Source organism: Muriicola sp. SD30 (genome assembly GCF_041205185.1).
Taxonomy (GTDB): Bacteria; Bacteroidota; Bacteroidia; order Flavobacteriales; family Flavobacteriaceae; genus Muriicola.
The window spans coordinates 298457-316773 of record NZ_JBGEWB010000004.1 but is presented as its reverse complement, the minus strand read 5'-3'; the positions used below and the strand labels follow the sequence as shown (position 1 = coordinate 316773).

20 protein-coding genes are annotated in these 18317 nt (G+C 42.5%); 8 read left to right on the top strand and 12 right to left on the bottom strand.

The features are described from left to right. The first annotated feature begins 7 nt into the window (after positions 1-7). Positions 8-301, top strand: coding sequence for a hypothetical protein (locus AB8P51_RS13940; RefSeq protein ID WP_369749467.1), 294 nt, complete (start codon positions 8-10; stop codon positions 299-301). Between the two features lie 39 nt (positions 302-340). On the opposite strand, the gene AB8P51_RS13935 is transcribed toward AB8P51_RS13940, so the two are convergent. The 6 genes from AB8P51_RS13935 to AB8P51_RS13910 form a co-directional block, all read right to left on the bottom strand. Continuing rightward, positions 341-661 (bottom strand): DUF6787 family protein, encoded by a 321-nt coding sequence (locus AB8P51_RS13935; RefSeq protein ID WP_369749466.1) that lies wholly within the window; start codon positions 659-661, stop codon positions 341-343. 31 nt (positions 662-692) lie between these two features. Continuing rightward, the gene (locus tag AB8P51_RS13930) at positions 693-1166 is read right to left on the bottom strand and encodes a DUF6146 family protein (protein ID WP_369749465.1); all 474 of its coding nucleotides are present in this window, start codon (positions 1164-1166) and stop codon (positions 693-695) included. A 73-nt stretch (positions 1167-1239) separates the two neighbouring features. After that, the gene (locus AB8P51_RS13925; protein WP_369749464.1) at positions 1240-1872 is read right to left on the bottom strand and encodes a DUF937 domain-containing protein; all 633 of its coding nucleotides are present in this window, start codon (positions 1870-1872) and stop codon (positions 1240-1242) included. Between the two features lie 48 nt (positions 1873-1920). Beyond that, entirely contained in the window at positions 1921-2877 is a 957-nt protein-coding gene (locus AB8P51_RS13920; RefSeq protein ID WP_369749463.1) for a D-2-hydroxyacid dehydrogenase, read from the bottom strand. 36 nt (positions 2878-2913) lie between these two features. Next, positions 2914-3978 (bottom strand): 3-phosphoserine/phosphohydroxythreonine transaminase, encoded by a 1065-nt coding sequence (gene serC, locus AB8P51_RS13915; RefSeq protein ID WP_369749462.1) that lies wholly within the window; start codon positions 3976-3978, stop codon positions 2914-2916. 78 nt (positions 3979-4056) lie between these two features. Continuing rightward, on the bottom strand, positions 4057-5097 hold the full coding sequence (locus tag AB8P51_RS13910) for an acyl-CoA reductase (protein WP_369749461.1): 1041 nt from the start codon (positions 5095-5097) through the stop codon (positions 4057-4059). Positions 5098-5220: 123 nt separating this feature from the next. On the opposite strand from AB8P51_RS13910, the gene AB8P51_RS13905 reads away from it, so the two are divergent. Next, positions 5221-5574, top strand: coding sequence for a 4Fe-4S dicluster domain-containing protein (locus AB8P51_RS13905; RefSeq protein WP_369749460.1), 354 nt, complete (start codon positions 5221-5223; stop codon positions 5572-5574). 5 nt (positions 5575-5579) lie between these two features. Here the strand turns inward: AB8P51_RS13905 and AB8P51_RS13900 are convergent, their stop codons facing one another. Then, positions 5580-6974, bottom strand: a complete 1395-nt coding sequence (locus tag AB8P51_RS13900) for a carboxypeptidase-like regulatory domain-containing protein (RefSeq protein WP_369749459.1) — start codon at positions 6972-6974, stop codon at positions 5580-5582. 151 nt (positions 6975-7125) lie between these two features. Then, positions 7126-7914, bottom strand: coding sequence for an agmatinase (gene speB, locus AB8P51_RS13895; protein ID WP_369749458.1), 789 nt, complete (start codon positions 7912-7914; stop codon positions 7126-7128). 79 nt (positions 7915-7993) lie between these two features. Here speB and ychF point away from each other — a divergent pair, with 79 nt between their 5' ends. The 3 genes from ychF (at position 7994) to AB8P51_RS13880 (ending at position 13770) form a co-directional block, all read left to right on the top strand. After that, positions 7994-9088, top strand: coding sequence for a redox-regulated ATPase YchF (gene ychF, locus AB8P51_RS13890; protein WP_369749457.1), 1095 nt, complete (start codon positions 7994-7996; stop codon positions 9086-9088). Positions 9089-9233: 145 nt separating this feature from the next. After that, complete coding sequence (locus AB8P51_RS13885) at positions 9234-11087, top strand: DNA topoisomerase IV subunit B (protein WP_369749456.1); 1854 nt, start codon at positions 9234-9236, stop codon at positions 11085-11087. Positions 11088-11118: 31 nt separating this feature from the next. Continuing rightward, entirely contained in the window at positions 11119-13770 is a 2652-nt protein-coding gene (locus AB8P51_RS13880; protein ID WP_369749455.1) for a DNA gyrase/topoisomerase IV subunit A, read from the top strand. Positions 13771-13818: 48 nt separating this feature from the next. Here the strand turns inward: AB8P51_RS13880 and AB8P51_RS13875 are convergent, their stop codons facing one another. From AB8P51_RS13875 to AB8P51_RS13865, 3 genes are read right to left on the bottom strand one after another with little or no spacing between them, the layout of a single operon-like run. Beyond that, positions 13819-14646, bottom strand: a complete 828-nt coding sequence (locus AB8P51_RS13875) for a TerC family protein (RefSeq protein ID WP_369749454.1) — start codon at positions 14644-14646, stop codon at positions 13819-13821. A gap of 2 nt (positions 14647-14648) precedes the next feature. After that, a complete protein-coding gene (locus AB8P51_RS13870) occupies positions 14649-15026 on the bottom strand; it encodes a DNA topoisomerase IV (RefSeq protein ID WP_369749453.1) in 378 nt (125 codons plus the stop codon). A 57-nt stretch (positions 15027-15083) separates the two neighbouring features. Continuing rightward, complete coding sequence (locus AB8P51_RS13865; RefSeq protein ID WP_369749452.1) at positions 15084-15449, bottom strand: helix-turn-helix domain-containing protein; 366 nt, start codon at positions 15447-15449, stop codon at positions 15084-15086. Between the two features lie 273 nt (positions 15450-15722). Between AB8P51_RS13865 and AB8P51_RS13860 the strand changes: the two genes are divergently transcribed. The 3 genes from AB8P51_RS13860 (at position 15723) to AB8P51_RS13850 (ending at position 17978) form a co-directional block, all read left to right on the top strand. After that, positions 15723-16835: a M14 metallopeptidase family protein gene (locus tag AB8P51_RS13860; RefSeq protein WP_369749451.1), complete on the top strand. Its 1113-nt coding sequence runs from the start codon at positions 15723-15725 to the stop codon at positions 16833-16835. Positions 16836-16935: 100 nt separating this feature from the next. Continuing rightward, positions 16936-17415, top strand: coding sequence for an Lrp/AsnC family transcriptional regulator (locus tag AB8P51_RS13855; RefSeq protein WP_369749450.1), 480 nt, complete (start codon positions 16936-16938; stop codon positions 17413-17415). Between the two features lie 41 nt (positions 17416-17456). Next, positions 17457-17978: a DinB family protein gene (locus AB8P51_RS13850; protein ID WP_369749449.1), complete on the top strand. Its 522-nt coding sequence runs from the start codon at positions 17457-17459 to the stop codon at positions 17976-17978. Here the strand turns inward: AB8P51_RS13850 and AB8P51_RS13845 are convergent. After that, complete coding sequence (locus AB8P51_RS13845; RefSeq protein WP_369749447.1) at positions 17975-18292, bottom strand: hypothetical protein; 318 nt, start codon at positions 18290-18292, stop codon at positions 17975-17977. The two genes, AB8P51_RS13850 and AB8P51_RS13845, sit on opposite strands and share 4 nt — an antisense overlap. Between the last annotated feature and the right edge of the window lie 25 nt (positions 18293-18317).

Genomic DNA, 18317 nt, shown 5'->3' with positions numbered 1-18317 from the left:
TGACCAGATGAAGAATACCCCTAGCTTTAAATACCTTTTCCTGGGTTTGCTCTTTGACGGTATTGGGATGCTGTCATTTTTTATTCCCGGGATCGGTGAGTTCTCCGATGTGATCTGGGCCCCCGTCGCCGCCTGGATAATGACCCGGATGTATAAAGGTAGAACCGGACAAATTGCAGGAGTGGTTACATTTATTGAAGAGTTGTTGCCGGGTTTCGATTTTATCCCCAGTTTTACCCTGATGTGGCTTTATTCCTTTATCGTGGCCAAAACAGCTTCAAATAAGGTCCTGAAGCCCTGATAGTAGAATCGCATTGTGAAATCCCTATGATAATCTGAATTATCGTAAAAGTCGTTTAAAGCCAATCCGACGCAGCATTTTTTTCTCAAAATTCCAGAAAAAGGCAAATTGACCAAAAAGCCATCCATAAATAACAAGTAATACCTGGTAAAAAGGGAATATCACCAACAGGCGTAAGGTCCAGTAAACCCAGCCACTCCACCAGCTATCCGGAAATACGTCTCTTGAAAGACCAATCCAAGCGAGAAAAGGTTTTGCCACATATACAGATGAAGAGCCTGTAATGGCAAAGACCCAGAAAATGACTATCAATTGCCAGGTAGACTGTATGCCCCAATGTTTTTTCAAGCGATTTGTCATTGCCATTTTTTAAGGCTGCAAATGTAGTTAATTAGATACGCGGGGCAAAAGGACCTAATCTTTGATTGTATTTGCGCTGGAAATAAACAAAGTAGTTATACAGTTTGTAGTTCACCTCATAACCATAATCTATGAGGGGATCGTAGTTGATCTGGAGCTCGTACAAATTTGGATCGTACTGAAGATTATTTATTACCCGATTATTCCATTCAATTACATAGAGGCGGTTTCTGGTCTCCAGGAAGGATTGCGAATAGTATCCCGGGGGCCGGGCGACGGATTGCAGCCAAACATTAAATCCCGGTTCAATGATAATGATCTCGTAATTCGATTCAGGATCTGATATTTCCACTGTATCAGGCTGTGAAGAGGTAAAGGCAGTCTTTTCCTGGGCAGAAATCCCCGGGGTCATCTTCGTACTGTTGCAACTCATCCCAAATACAAGAAGACAGCTAACCAGAAGCAGCCCGAAGGGAAAAATTATACTTTTCGATTTTCTTTTCATACTAACTTAAGATACAAAAAAACCACCGGGCAAGGCCTGATGGTTTTGTTAAAAATCATTAAGTACGATTCGTCTATTTTCCGAATAGTCCGCCCAGCATTCCGCCAAGGCCACCTTTCTTTTGTTTGCTTCCCAAAACCATATCTGCTACATCATCCAGGACACTTCCGTCACCATCGGCATCAATAAGGCTGGTAATAAGACTCTGATTTTGTTTTGGTTGACCTCCAAGCATTGAACCTAAAAGTGAACTCAGTCCGTTAGCATCACTCACATTACTCTGAGCTTTTTGCCTTCCGAGATACCCCATCACAATAGGAGCAGCAATTTTTAAAATCTGCGCCACACTTCCTGCGTCTACGCCAGATTTCTGACTTAAGGCATTCTCAACTGCAGGTTGCTTATTTCCCAGAACATGACCTAAGATTCCGGCACCGTCCTGAATTACTGAGTCGTTTACACCTCCCTGGAACAAGCCGCCGAGATTGTCCAGAATCCCACCGGTATGTTTAGAAGAAAGCGCATTCATGAGTCCGTCAGCATTTTGAGGATTAGATGCATTTTTCTTCATGGCGCCCAGTAAAAGGGGCATGGCCATACTCAGCACATCGGCTGTTTTTTCTGTCGGTTGTCCTGTTTGCTGAGAGACACCGCTAATGAGTTCTTTGCCCATCGGGCCGCTTAATAAATCCAAAAGTCCTGACATAATCTTTGTTTTATAAATTGAAATTTATGGTATATTCTTGGTTACATTTTAATCGAGCAGCTGAATGATCTGTTCGGCAAGCTCGGTTCCAATTCTGTCCTGTGCTTCACCAGTGGCTGCTCCTATATGGGGCGATAGTGAAATCTTCGGATGCATCAGAATCCTGACTTCAGGAACGGGTTCGGATTCAAAAACATCAAGTCCGGCAAAAGACACCTTACCGCTGTCAATGGCCGCTACCAGGGCTACTTCATCAATCACACCACCTCTCGCAGCATTGACAAGTCCGACACCATTTTTCATTATTTCAAAATCGGCTTTGCCAATCACGTATTCCTTCTGAGCCGGGACGTGTAAGGTAATGAAATCGGATGACTTGAGCAGTTCTTCTTTTGAGCAGCTTTTAAGGTTAAACGATATTGATTGCCCGTCATAAAAAGGCAGGTTGATCTGAGCCTCCTCGAGAAAAGGATCGTGATAGATGACCTTCATTCCTATTCCCAGGGCTATTTTGGCGGTAGCCTGACCTATTCTTCCAAATCCCAGAACCCCTAGTGTCTTGCCTCGTAATTCTGTGCCTTTTCCGTAATTTTTTTTCAGGGCCTTAAAATTCTTGTCCCCTTCAAGAGGCATATTCCTGTTTGCGTCGTATAAAAACCTTACACCCCCGAATAAATGAGCGAAAACCAGTTCTGCTACGGAAGCCGAAGAAGAAGCCGGGGTGTTGATAACGTGAAGCCCTTTTTCTCTGGCATAGTCCACATCAATGTTGTCCATACCTACACCACCACGTCCAATTAGTTTGAGACTGGGACAGGCATCGATCAGTTCCTTTCTAACTTGGGTTGCACTTCTAACCAGCAAGCCTGTTATCTGCTCTTCATTGATAAAATTCGCCAGTTGTTCCTGGGCCACATTGGTTGTCAATACTTCGTAACCTGCCGCCTCCAGGGCCAGTATCCCACTATTTGATATGCCGTCATTGGCTAGTATTTTTTTACTCATATTCCGGATATTCTCTTTTATTTTATAAGGAGTACCTTATGCTTTTCTTTCCAGATCACTCATCACGTCAACCAGGACACCAACACTTTCCAGGGAAAGCGCGTTATACATGGATGCCCTGTAACCACCTACAGAACGATGCCCGTTCAGGCCGTTGATTCCCGCCTCCTTCCACATAGCATCGAAAGTATCCTTGAGTTTTTCATCCGTAAGGGTGAAGGTGGCGTTCATATTTGAACGATCCTCTTTTTCAGCAAAACCTTTAAATAAAGGATTGAGGTCAATCTCTGAATAAATGAGATTTGCTTTTTTCTCGTTGATCTCTTCAATGGCAGCTATTCCACCCAGGTCTTTAAGCCATTGTAGAGTTAGCATGCTGACATACACAGGAAAAACAGCCGGAGTATTGAACATACTATCCTTTTCAATATGTATTTTATAATTGAGCATGGAAGGGATTTTCCGACTTACCTTGCCCAGCAGATCTTCTTTGATGATAACCAGGGTGGTTCCAGCCGGACCCATATTTTTTTGTGCGCCGGCATAGATCAGATCAAATTTTGAAAAATCGAGTTGCCTCGAGAAGATATCAGAGCTCATGTCACAAACGAGCGGTGCCTTCGATTTTGGAAATTCCTTGATCTGTGTACCGAAGATGGTATTGTTAGATGTGAGATGCAGGTAGTCGAGCCCGTCAGGAATATCGTATCCTTTTGGGATATAGTTGTAATTCTTGTCCTTTGAGGAGGCAACTTCAACTGCACTGCCAATTATGTTGGCTTCTTTAAGGGCTTTAGCGCTCCAGGTTCCGGTATTGATATATCCCGCTTTGTTTTCCAGCAGATTATAAGCTACCATGGTAAATTGCATACTGGCACCACCTTGTAGATAAAGTGCCTGATATCCCTTTCCTTCCAGACCAAGGAGTTCAAGTGCCAGCGTTCTTGCCTTTTCCATAACGGCAACAAATTCCTTGCTACGGTGAGAAATCTCAATCAGGGAAAGGCCTATTCCATCGAGTTCAAGAACAGCTTCGGCGGCCTTTTGCATTACCTCTGCAGGAAGAATACAAGGTCCGGCGCTAAAATTGTGTTTTTTCATAAGATGTGTTGCATTTTTTGCAGCTGTAAAGGTCGAAAATTAAGACGAGATAGGGGGCGTATTTCCCGAATAATTACATCAGGTTTTTAACAGGAATTCAACAGTATCCACTCCATCGGCATAGTCGGTCAACGAGGGTTTCTGAGTGTAACCAAAAGCCACTTCTCCAGGAGTAAATCCCTCGGCAACCACACATTGAATCTTATCGGCCTGAGCTATTAGCTTTTCAACTAAAGCATTTTTTGAAGAGTAGGTTTCGTAGAACAATGTTCCTATAAGAGAAGCAAACGCTTCGTCTGGTTTCAACAAGAGGAAGCCGTTGTCGAGGAATTTAAATTCGCTCATCAGATAAACGGCTTTGTTGTAATCATAGTTATTGTGATACTTATGGTGGTCTTTTAGATGTGAATAAGATTCAATCGCTTCAAAAGAAGCTTTAAAATCATACTCTTCAGGTACAAATAATTTGCTTACACTCCTGCATCCCAGGCCAAAATACCTGAAGATGTCCTCTCCCAGGGCCTGGAGTTGTTCCTTTGTCTCATCCCCCTGCAATACGGCAACACTATTTCGATTTTTTCGAATTATATGGGGTTTGTGCCCGAAATAGTATTCAAAATAGCGGGATGTATTGTCACTGCCAGTGGCGATAACGGCGTCATATTCTTTCAGGATCCCTTCTGAAAATTCCACTTTTCCATCAAGTTGTGGTTCATATTCGATCAATTTCCGCATAAAGAAGGGAAGGAGTACTTTATCGTTTGATGACATTTTTACCACAGCGCTGTGGCCGCTAACGAGAACCGAGAGAAGATCGTGGAAGCCAACCAAGGGAATGTTCCCTGCCATGATTATCGCAATCTTCCTTCCGCCATTCTCCGGTATGGAGTAGGAAGACGTCCAGGCCTGGAGATTATCCGGGCTTAGCAGTTCACCCCACGCCGACAAGGCATAGAGGAGGTTATCGTCGGTAAACCAGGCATTTTTCAGCCTTGCCTGTAGGAGTACAGCCTTAAGTTCCTCATATTCCCTCCCGAGGTTCTTTTTCCCAGGCTTATAACTCCTGAGAAAATCCCCAAGTTTAACAAATGCTTTTAATCTTTCTTCCAGGGTCGCCATATATTTGTACAAAACAGGTTTCAAGTGTACCTTTGCCGCAAAAGTATAAAACTGCAGGAGAAGTATTGATGAAGACTGTTTTATCTTACAATTTCGAGTGCTTGCTAAAAGAAAAAGAGAATTATGGCCATTATTATAACCGATGAGTGTATCAATTGCGGTGCCTGTGAACCCGAATGCCCCAATACAGCTATTTATGAAGGGGCTGAAGAATGGCGATATAGTGACGGTACGTCACTAAAAGGTGATGTGATTTTACCCGACGGGAAGAAGGTAAATGCTGACGAAGTACAGGAGCCCATAAGTGATGAGATATACTATATTTCACCCGATAAGTGCACAGAATGTATGGGCTTTCACGAAGAACCCCAATGTGCAGCAGTTTGTCCTGTTGATTGTTGTGTACCTGATGAAGACCACGTAGAGAGTGAAGAAACGCTGCTTTCCAAGCAAAGTTTTATGCACCCAGAAGGATAAGCCAGCTAATTATTCACTTTAAAGTTTTTCATCTCTTCCAGAGGTTCAATGATCTGATTATCCTCCCAAATAGATGCTTTATACTGCTTTAAAAGGGTAAATGGAATTTCCTCAGCCTCACTGAGGCCTTCGTATTCTTGTGGCTCCAGAGGGTTGCCCGTAAGTATGAGTAGTTCTTTTTTCTCCCTGCCTTCTCCCTCAAAAATAAAATCGAAAATAACTTTCTCACGATCCTTGCTGTTCTCAATAAACTTAAGGGGCCTGCTGAGATAGACGTAATTACCATGATCCCTTTTGATGTAATAGGGCTGATATTTTCCAGTATTTTGCTGTTTGTAAAGGATGATACCTTCATTCTTGTTCTCCACATATTTAACCCCCAGCAGGAGCTTCATATTGAATTTTCTCCCTTCTTTCCCTTCACTGAAGGAATAATCGGCTTTGAGAACAGCAAAATCATAGGAAGAGATATATAATTTACCACTAAACTTTGATTTCGACTTTCGTGGCCGATACGAAACGACGTAAATGGGGTTGCCCTGAAAGTAGGAGGCTCCATCGAGGCTAAAACGATAGGAATCAGTACTGAGGATTTTGTCCAAAAAAGAAAGTTCAAACCACTGGGCTGTCCGTAGGGTCCTCACTACCGACGACTTCACCTCCCTGTTGGTAAATGTTGTTTTTTTCTCATTGAGAAAGTCGTCCTGATCAAAGGCCAGAGAATCTTCAATTTTAAATAAGCCCGTTTTTAATTTATAGGTCAATGTGGTATCCAAATACTGCAGAATGATATTCTGAGCCTTTTTCTGGACATCATCAAGGGAGAAGTCTTTCCTGCTGTCGATTAGCTTGGTGGCTTTATCGATCACAATTTTACTCGAATCCTTATCCTTTAAAAAAATAGCACCGCTGTAATCCTGAAACTCGATCAACCTGCTATCCTTTATAGCCCTTGCAAGGGAATCGAGCTGTTCACCTGCTAGTGCTACCTGTTCCCTGGGAATCGCTGTAGCTTTTTTGATGTCGACATTCAGCCTGTCAAAATTCATGTAAGTGGTACCCCGGAAGAACATCTGATATTTTTGCAGATCATTCACATAGTTTTCAGGGTAAGCTTTTCTGACCTCCCTAATAATTTCCTCTGCCGTGGGCATGCGGTTCCTCAAAAGCACTTCACTTAGTTCAATTGTAGAAGGCTCCAGATAGATGATCTGATCCTGAATAAATGAGTTTACTGCTAAACGCCTTTGTTTGTAACCCATAGAGGAGATCAGCAAGCTGTCTGTTCCCGGATTGACAGGACGTATGGCAAACCCACCTTCTTCATTGGCAATTGTGCCATAGTCTGGCCCTAGTTGGACGGTAGCAAAGGGAATAGCTTCTTTAGTGTTACTATCCATAATTATTCCCCTCAAGCTCTGTGCGTTGGCTAGGAAGCCTAAGCAAAATACTATTGAGTTAAAAAGTATGCGTATTCGTGTCAAGTAGATCTAGTTTGCGAGTTAAGACGAATTATTTATAAAAATGTTACCTCGTTTAGCCAAAGATTAATTATTCAGGGGTTGTCATTTTGGAAAGAATCTCTCGAAAGATCTTCGCACAGACCATTGCAGTCATTTTATTCAGATCCCGGTCGGGATTGTATTCTACTATATCAGCTCCGATAATTGGGCCCTGGATCGACTGGATGATATGCAGCACTTCTCTTGTTGTAAATCCACCGGGTTCCTGGTGCGAGACGCCCGGGGCAAATGCCGGATCTAAACTATCGATATCTACAGAAAGGTAAAGAGGTTTTGTAAAGGAAGGAATGGACTCTAGTTTAAAGTCCTTCATTTCAATAATTTCTACTCCGAATTTATCCGCCTGTTCCCGCTGATGTGAATTTAAGGTCCGAACACCGATCTGAACCAGCCTGCTGGCAAGTTTATCTTCCATAACACGTGCAAAAGGGCAGGCGTGAGAATAAGGATCCCCATCAAAACTGTCATAAAGATCACCATGGGCATCGATGTGAAGAATCTCTATTGGCCCTGATTGCTGATACAATGCCTTGATCACAGGATAGCTAATCGAATGATCTCCCCCCAAACTGATGATCTTATTTTTTCCATTTAAGTTAGAGGCTGTAATATGTTCTATATTAAAGTATTGAATTATTTTAAAATCGCCTTTGTCTTCAAAAATACCCGGGTGTACATCCATCCCATTTTCTGAAAAATAATTGGCAGATGAACTGTGATAGGCGGCTCTGATCTCAGGCGGGGCTTTGGCAGCTCCCCTCAGGAAGGAAGATTTTTCATCGAATAAAAACCCCTGAAGGGTGATTGTGCTGGGCATCTTTATATCCTTGACGTTTTAGTGTTCTAAATATACTAGTAAAAAGTATATTTGCAGCCCGTAAAACAGATACAAAAGAATGAAAGCAGGTATAGTAGGACTTCCGAATGTAGGAAAATCGACCTTATTCAATTGTTTATCCAATGCAAAAGCTCAGAGCGCCAATTTTCCGTTTTGTACGATAGAACCCAATATTGGAGTGGTTAATGTCCCTGATCAGCGGCTGGAAAAACTCGAGTCACTCGTTAATCCGGAAAGGGTAATTCCCGCTACCGTGGATATTGTTGATATTGCCGGACTGGTAAAAGGAGCGAGTAAGGGTGAAGGTCTGGGGAATCAATTCCTCGGTAATATCCGTGAAACAGACGCTATTCTTCACGTTTTGCGATGCTTTGATGATGACAATGTGGTGCATGTTGATGGTTCGGTTGATCCCATTCGCGATAAGGAAACCATCGATATGGAGCTTCAGCTTAAGGATCTCGAAAGCATCGAAAAGAAACTGGACAAGGTAAAGCGTGCTGCTAAGACCGGAAACAAGGATGCCCTGAAAGAGGAAGTTGTTTTGTTAAAGGTCAAGGAAAATCTGGAGGCGGGTATTTCAGTAAGGGCTATCCAATTCAGTGCAGAAGATCGAAAGGATTTTATAAGTCCCCTCCAGCTCATTACAGACAAACCGGTACTCTATGTATGTAATGTGGATGAGTCGTCTGCAGTTTCAGGGAATAAATATGTAGACGAGGTGAAAAAGGCTACGGCCGACGAAAATGCTGAAATAATTGTGCTGGCCGTTGGAACAGAGGCCGATATTTCAGAGCTGGAAACCTATGAAGAGCGTCAACTCTTTCTGGAAGATCTGGGTCTCGATGAGCCGGGATCTTCAAAACTTATAAGAGCCGCGTATAATCTCCTGAACCTGCATACCTATTTCACGGCAGGGGAAAAGGAAGTCAGGGCCTGGACGATACCCGTTGGGGCCACGGCCCCTCAGGCTGCCGGGGTAATTCATACCGATTTCGAGAAAGGATTTATCAGGGCTGAGGTCATTTCCTATGACGATTATATTACCTTTGGGAGTGAAATCAAAGTGAAAGAAGCCGGAAAGATGCGTGTAGAAGGGAAGGAATATATAGTTAAGGACGGAGATGTGATGCATTTCCGATTTAATGTCTAGCACCTCCCTGGCATCATAAAAGTACTAAGTGCAGGGAAGGTAGGGCTATTAACAAAAAGCCTTCTGCATTGTTAATTACTTTCTTTTTGGTGCATTTTGATTTCTGCTCTGAAATTTTATATTAGCAGGCATATACCCCAAATTGATGGCACAGACCCAATATACTGAAGAGAACATCAGGTCTCTGGACTGGAAGGAGCACATCCGCCTGCGTCCCGGGATGTATATCGGGAAATTAGGCGACGGATCTTCTGCAGATGACGGTATCTACATTCTCCTTAAAGAAGTCATAGACAACTGCATTGACGAATTTGTCATGGGGGCCGGAAAGACCATTGAGATTTCCATTCCCGGAGACAAAGTCATTGTCCGTGATTTCGGAAGGGGTATCCCTCTTGGGAAAGTGGTAGACGTGGTTTCCAAAATGAATACCGGTGGTAAGTATGACACCCGTGCCTTTAAGAAATCTGTCGGACTCAACGGGGTGGGGACCAAGGCAGTGAATGCACTCTCCTCTTTTTTTCGTGTAGAATCGACCAGGGACGGGAAATCGAAATCTGCCGACTTTGAATATGGGAATCTTGTCACAGAAGACTTTCTTGAAGAGACATCGCGAAGGAGGGGAACCAAGGTAGTCTTTACACCCGATGAGAGTATTTTCAAAAAATATAAATACCGGAATGAGTATGTGGAACGCATGCTCAAGAATTACGTTTACCTCAATCCTGGCCTTACCATTGTCTTTAACGGGGAAAAATTCTTCTCGGAAAACGGACTGAAAGACCTGCTGGAAGACAATAATAGTGCAGAAGACCTTCTGTATCCCATCATTCATCTCAAAGGCGAGGATATTGAGGTTGCTATTACCCATAGCAAGACACAGTACAGCGAGGAATACCATTCTTTTGTCAACGGACAGCATACAACCCAGGGAGGAACACACCAAAATGCTTTTCGGGAAGCCCTGGTAAAAACAATACGCGACTATTACGGGAAGAATTACGACGCATCTGATATCAGAAAGAGTATCATTTCTGCCATATCGATAAAAGTAATGGAGCCCGTATTTGAGAGTCAGACCAAAACAAAACTCGGGTCTACGGATATGGGAGGTGAACTTCCAACTGTGCGTACCTATATCAACGACTTTATTGGCAAGCAGTTAGACAACTACTTGCACAAGAATCCTGAGACGGCAGAAAAGATCCAGCGTAAGATCATGATGGCCGAAAAGGAACGAAAAGAACTGTCGGGGATCAGAAAACTTGCCAGGGAGAGAGCTAAAAAGGCCAGCCTTCACAATAAGAAACTGCGTGATTGCCGTATTCATCTGGGCGACATGAAAAGCGAAAGGCGCCTTGAAAGTACCTTGTTTATTACTGAGGGGGATTCTGCATCAGGATCTATCACTAAATCGAGGGATGTAAACACACAGGCCGTTTTTAGTCTGAGGGGGAAGCCCTTGAATTCCTATGGAATGTCTAAAAAGATCGTGTATGAAAATGAGGAATTCAATCTTCTTCAGGCTGCACTTAACATCGAAGAATCTATGGAGGATCTTCGGTATAACAATATCGTAATTGCAACGGATGCTGATGTAGACGGAATGCACATCAGGCTGTTACTGATTACCTTCTTTCTGCAATTCTTCCCGGAACTCATCAAGGAAAACCATCTCTATATTCTACAAACTCCCTTATTCAGGGTGCGAAATAAAAAGGAGACCATATACTGCTATAGCCAGGAGGAGAAAAGGGAAGCTATTGAAAAGCTGAGTGGTAAGCCGGAAATAACTCGTTTCAAAGGACTGGGGGAGATCTCACCGGATGAATTCAAACATTTTATCGGGGATGATATACGCCTTGAACCGGTCATGCTAGACAAGGCCCTTTCCATAGAGGAATTATTGCAGTTTTATATGGGAAAAAACACTCCCAATCGACAGAAATTTATCATAAATAATCTTAAAGTAGAAGTTGATCTGGTAGATCAGGAATAATTAATTATCAAGTAAATAGGAGTCTTTCTATATGGAGGAACATGAAGATGGGCAATTAGGGAAAGAGGAGAGCCAGGAAGGACAACAAGAGGCGCTTACCAGGGTCACTGGCATGTACAAGGATTGGTTCCTCGATTACGCTTCTTACGTCATACTGGAAAGAGCAGTTCCCGCCATCGAAGACGGATTTAAGCCCGTGCAGCGCAGAATTATGCATGCATTGAAAGAGTTGGATGACGGGCGTTATAATAAAGTAGCTAATGTTGTTGGTCATACCATGCAATATCACCCTCACGGGGATGCGAGTATTGCCGATGCCATGGTGCAAATCGGGCAAAAGGATCTGCTGATAGACACCCAGGGAAACTGGGGAAATATACTCACCGGAGACGGGGCTGCAGCCTCGCGATATATTGAAGCGCGTCTTTCCAAATTTGCCCTTGACGTAGTTTTTAGTCCGAAAATTACGGAATGGCAGTTATCCTATGATGGAAGAAAAAAGGAGCCTGTAAATCTGCCTGTAAAATTTCCACTGCTTCTTGCTCAGGGCGCCGAAGGGATTGCGGTGGGCCTTTCCACAAAAATATTGCCCCATAATTTTAACGAGCTTATCGACGCTTCCATCAAACATCTGAAAGGACAGCGTTTTAAACTTTATCCCGACTTTCCAACGGCGGGGATCATTGATATTACCAATTACAATGACGGCTTGCGAGGGGGGAAGATTCGCATGAGGGCAAGGATTTCCCAGCTCGATAAAAACACCCTTGTCATCAATGAGATCCCTTATGGGACCAATACTTCGTCCCTTATTGATTCTATACTAAAAGCGAATGATAAAGGGAAGATCAAGATTAAAAAGATAGAAGACAATACCGCTGCAGATGTTGAAATACTAATTCACCTCCCCGGAGGGATATCCCCTGATAAGACCATAGATGCCTTGTACGCCTTTACGGCCTGCGAGAGTTCCATCTCGCCACTGGGATGTATCATTGAAGACAATAAACCTTTGTTTATTGGGGTACAGGAGATGTTGGAGCGTTCTACCGAACATACGCTTGAATTGCTCAAGGCAGAGTTGGAAATCCAATTAGGAGAACTCGAGGAACAATGGCATTTTGCTTCCCTGGAAAGGATTTTTATTGAAAATCGTATCTATCGCGATATTGAAGAGGAAGAAACCTGGGAAGGTGTAATCAAAGCGATCGATAAAGGACTGAAGCCTCATATAACGAATTTAAAAAGAGCAGTAACCGAAGAGGATATTGTAAGGCTTACAGAAATCAGGATTAAGAGGATTTCCAAATTTGATATCGATAAGGCCCAGCAACTGATTGAAAGTCTTGAAGAAAAAATTGCTCAGACAAAGAATTACCTGGCTAACCTGGTAGAATACGCCATAAATTATTTTAAAGAGCTGAAGAGCAAATACGGCAAAGGCCGGGAACGCAAGTCTGAAATCAGAATCTTCGACGAAATTGAAGCTACCAAGGTGGTTATTCGCAACACCAAACTCTATGTAAACAGGGAAGAAGGTTTTATCGGCACTTCCCTGAAAAGGGAAGAATACGTAACAGATTGTAGCGACATTGACGACATTATCGTCTTTACAAAAAGTGGCCGTATGATGGTTACTAAGGTCGACAGTAAGACTTTTGTGGAAAAGAATATTATTCACGTAGCGGTCTTTAAGAAAAAGGATAAGCGCACAACCTATAATATGATCTATAAGGACGGCAGAGGCGGAGCCAGCTATGTGAAGCGGTTTAATGTAACCTCCGTTACCCGGGATAAGATGTATGATCTGACTGCAGGGAAGGCGCAATCTGAGGTGCTCTACTTTACGGCGAACCCCAATGGCGAAGCAGAAGTAGTCACGGTGAATTTACGGCAGGCAGGGAGTATTAAAAAGCTAAAATGGGATCTCGATTTTGCCGATGTGTTAATCAAAGGGAGAGGCTCTAAAGGAAATATAGTAACCAAATATTCTATCAAAAGGATAGAGCTGAAAGAAAAAGGTCTTTCAACACTCAAGCCGAGAAAAATCTGGTTTGACGACACCATCCAACGCCTCAACGTCGATGGTCGGGGAGAATTGCTGGGCGAATTTACAAGTGAAGACAGGTTACTGATGATCAGTCAGAAAGGGGTAGTAAAGACCGCAATCCCCGACCTGATTATGAGGTTTGACGACGACATGATTGTATTAGAGAAATGGATTCCCGAAAAACCATTGTCTGCTATTTATTGGGAAGGAGAGAAGGAATTGTTTTATGTGAAGCGTTTTCTGATCGATAACCCTGATAAAGAGGAGGTAATTATTAGCAGCCATCCAAAATCTTATCTCGAAAAAGTATTTACAGATTACCGTCCTGTGGCTGAAGTGGTATTCGCAAAAAGGAGAGGGCAGGAGCGTAAAGACAATATGCAGGTCGATTTAGAGGACTTTATTGATGTCAAAGGTATTACCGCCATGGGAAATCAGCTGACCAAAGAGAAAGTCCTGGAAATCAATGCCAAAGACCCTTTGCCTTATGAAGAACCCGAGAAACACGACCCCGTAGATATTGAGGTAGTGGATGAGGAAAATGTGGAAGTAGTTCAGGAAAAATCCCCCAAAAAGAAATCCGAGGGCAAAAAAGGGACCAAGGATGACGAGGGGCAAACAAAGCTTTTCTGATGCCACACCACGTTTGAGGAGATTGCCAGCGAGGTATTCGCTTCAGGTCTATTTATCTCCCCCTTCTTCTTCTTCCTTGTCTTCAATGATCTCCTCTTTCTTTCTGTATTTCATATTCAGAAACTCAACAAGAAGGGAGAAGGATATAGCAAAATAAAGATAGCCTTTCGGAATCGACCCGATCTCTGAGCCAAAGAAACTGGCGTGACTCAGGTGAGCGGCTTCTGCAATTAGCATAAAACCAATCAGGATAAGGAACGAAAGTGCCAGAAGTTGCATAGAGGGGTGTTTATTGATAAAAACCCGGATAGCATTGGCAAATACGATCATAATGATAATAGAGATTACAACAGCAATAATCATGAGAATTAGGGCATCATTAGGGTGATCTCCGATCCCACTGGTCATTCCAACTGCAGTTAGTATAGAATCGATGGAGAAGATGAAATCAATGATCAGGATCTGAAATAAGGCCTTGGGAAGCGTGGTGATGTTTTTAGATTTAAGCTCGTCTTCATCGTGTTCAGGTAACTCCACCTTTTCGTGAATTTCCGATGTGCTTTTATACAACAAGAAGAGTCCGCCTAATAGCAATATAAGGGCCTGACCACTAATGCCAGCAGTAAACCATGAACTTTCGATATAGTAAAAGGGATTTTTAAGGCCTATCAGCAGGGAAACGGCAAAAAGCAGGATAATTCGTTGTACCATGGCCAGGACCAAACCCCAGAATGTAGCTTTTTTCTGCTCTTGTTCGGGAAGTTTGTTCGCTGCGATGGAAATAAAGACAATATTGTCAATACCGAGGATGATTTCAAGGAATGTAAGGGTTAGCAGAGCAACCCATGCATCCGGACTCGTGAGAATATCAAACATAATCAGTTTACTTTGATAGCTGTCCCCTTCGATTTATTAGAACTGCCCACCAGCCCGTATTCGAAGGTATAGGAACTGTCAGTTGTCGTCAGGATTTTCATGTGAATTGATTTTTCCTCAGCGGCATCCTGTGGCCTTAATTTCTTTACAATGTATTCGCAGTCATTAATCCATCGGATGGAAGATGTGTCTGCTTTTCCCTCAAAGTAATCAATTTCCTGATCATTATACCTCTCAAATGTAGTAGTTTGTTCTTTCCCATCAATAATTGCAGTAAATCGAAATGTGCCCTCTTTAAATGCTTTGCAATCTCTTGGGGGATTGTAACAACTCGTGCCTATAAGCAGGAGGAGGAGCAAAAAATACCTGGTGTTGAGCATGCCTGCAAAATAACGAATTATAAGCAATAAGACCAAGTTGAAAAGCGACAGATAATATCAGTTGTTCGGTAATTGATCAAAAGCCTCAAAGCTGCCATCTTCATAGAGCACGAGAATTTTTTTAATCTGTTTTTTTACAGATTGATCTGTTGTTTGAACTTTTTTCTCAGAACTAGCAGGATTTTCACTTGTAGCCTGAGCGGGAAAATGTCCTTTGCCGTTCAGCAACCAGTATAAATTTACTTCGGGGTAGGACCGAACCACCTTCATCACAAACTCCAGACTTGGTTTGTTTCTCCCTGTCAGGAGATGAGAAATACTGGAACGCTGCACCCCAATCTTATCTGCAAATGCCGCTGCAGAAAGGTTGTAAAAGTCGAGCACTTTTTCAAGTCGAGCTATAAATTCCTCAGTGTTTACCATTGTATACTCGGCGTATTCTGTACTTGTTAATTTTTAATAATAATGAAGATGATTTAATTCAAAAAATATAAATATATACATTAAGTAGTTGTGATTAATATGCTGATATAGAGTAATATGTATGTATATTCTTTCTTTTTGTTAAGATTTGTTTACAAATGTATATTAAAGTCCCTCAAAATCAGTTAATACACGTTTACAAATGTAACTATTCTTATGACAATTGTAAATAAAATTGGACTTACTTTTGTGGCTACTCCATGAGAGAAAACGGTGGATTTTAAAAAGACATATCAGGAAATAAAGGTGAACTCTGTGAGTGGGCGCTATGTGCATCACGATCACCTTCGTCCCTTTCTAAATAAAATTAAAACCCGATTTGAAGTTGCTCAGGCAGGTTTATCCATTCAGAATAAATCCATAGATAAAATTACTTTAGGTGAAGGGCCGGTTAAAATTTTAATGTGGTCACAGATGCATGGAAATGAATCTACGACCACTAAGGCGATACTCGACTTGCTCAATACATTTTATCAGGGTTCTGACAAGTCGGATGAATTACTCAAAAGGCTCACCCTGACTATCATTCCGATGCTGAATCCCGACGGTGCCTACGCCTACACACGCGAAAATGCGAACAAAGTGGATCTCAACCGGGATGCTCAGGATTTGTCACAGCCTGAAAGTGTTATTTTGAGACGGGAATTCGAAACATTTGCTCCGGATTTTTGCTTTAACCTGCACGACCAGCGGACGATCTTTAGCGCAGGCACCTCTCCCAAGCCCGCTACACTATCATTTCTGTCTCCTGCAGCAGACCCCGATCGTAAGGTGACTGGGAGTCGACTAAGCGCAATGAAAGTAATTTCGAGTATGAACAGGGAATTACAGGATTTGATTCCTGGTCAGGTAGGACGATATGACGATGCTTTTAACCCTAACTGTGTAGGGGATGCCTTTCAAATGTCTGGAACCCCCACTATATTGGTAGAGGCGGGGCACTATCCTGAGGATTACGATAGGGAAGAAACACGGATGTTTGTATATAAAGCCTTGTACACTGCACTGGAGGCTATTGCATTTGATTCATATCATTCAGAGAGCGAATCCAATTATTTCAATATTCCCGAGAACAAGAAGCTGTTTTTTGATTTTCTTATACGAAATGCCCAGATTCTTGACGAAAAGGGTTTGAATTCTTATTCTGCAGGTATTCTTTTCAAAGAAGAACTGACTTCTGAGGGAATTCATTTCAGACCTTATATCGAAAAAGAGGGAAAACTCCGGGTGTATTACGGACACCAGACATTTGATTGTGCAAATAAGGAGGATCTGGAAAAGCTCAGGCAAAAAGAAGAGATCGCTAGACTTTTCCTGAACGCATAAGCGTTAAAAAATGAGCTGAAATTGCACATCTTTCAAAAAACCTGCTGATTCGTTACGTATATTTTGATAATTGATTATTTTAGCCGAAAATATTCTTATTATGGGAAAAGTAAAATTAGACGAAATTGATCACCAAATCCTGGATATGCTGATTGATAATACCAGGACTCCCTTTACTGATATAGCCAAGAAATTACTGATCTCCGCAGGCACTGTGCATGTTAGGGTGAAAAAAATGGAAGAAGCCGGTATAATTCAGGGCTCATCATTAACCCTGGATTACGTAAAACTAGGCTATGCTTTTATCGCCTATGTGGGAATTTTTCTTGAAAAAACACATCAGACCAAGTTTGTGATGGAGCGCTTAAATCAGATTCCAAACGTAACTGTTGCCCACATCACCACCGGAAAATTCAATATCTTTTGCAAGATCCGGGCTAAGGATACCAACCATGCCAAGAATATCATCTTTAAAATTGACGACATAGACGGTATCAGCAGGACGGAAACTATGATTTCTCTTGAAGAGAGTATCAATGATAAAAAGAGGCTCATGCATACTATCTTTAATGAGCTCTAATCCCTGTTAAGGGAAACTTAAGTCTACTCACTGATCCATTTATGAAAACATCCGAACTTAAGGAGCACGAATATAACCCTTACTACAGGGCATATATCGAGGCACTTGGGGAAGTGGATTTGATGAAAACTCTTCGCAAGCAGATAAAGAACTACCCTCAATTTCTGGCAAGCATTCCTGAAGACAAACTCAACTACCAGTATGCCGAGGGCAAATGGACCGTGGCGGAAGTACTTCTACACGTCCTTGATTCCGAAAGGGTTTTCCAGTACAGGGCATTGCGTTTTGCCAGGAAGGATCAGACACCTCTTCCCGGATTTGATCAGGATTTGTATGTCCCGCAATCGGGGGCAGGAAACAGGAGCCTGGATTCTATAATTGAAGAGTATAAAGCAATCAGGCAATCGACCATCACCTTGTATGAGTCTTTTAATGAAGATATCCTGAAACGAAAAGGAGTTGCCAGTAATTCAAATATGAGTGTGGCGGCACTTGGATTTATCATTTGCGGACATCAGCGACATCATCGCAATATCCTCAGAGAGCGCTACCTGCAGGACTAGTCGAGTTCTTCCTCCTCAATCTCGGTTTCCATATTCAGCTCCAGCTCCGATTTTTCAGCAACCGGCTTATAGCTTTCCTCAATATCCAGTTCACCATTTTCCTCAAAGTTGGCAATAAAGTGACTTAGACTCTGACTGATCTTAACCAGATAAAGTGCATCCTCAGTTCTGAGTTCCACCGCTTCTATGAATTCCCCTTTGGGGCTTTTAAAGGCGATGATGTCATCATCCCCATAACCATCCGGATACGTTTCTACGAGTCGGACAGCCAGGGTCTGGTCTAATTTCTTGTGGTCGATTAATATTCGTTTCATTAGGTTGGTTATTTAGGCATAGCTG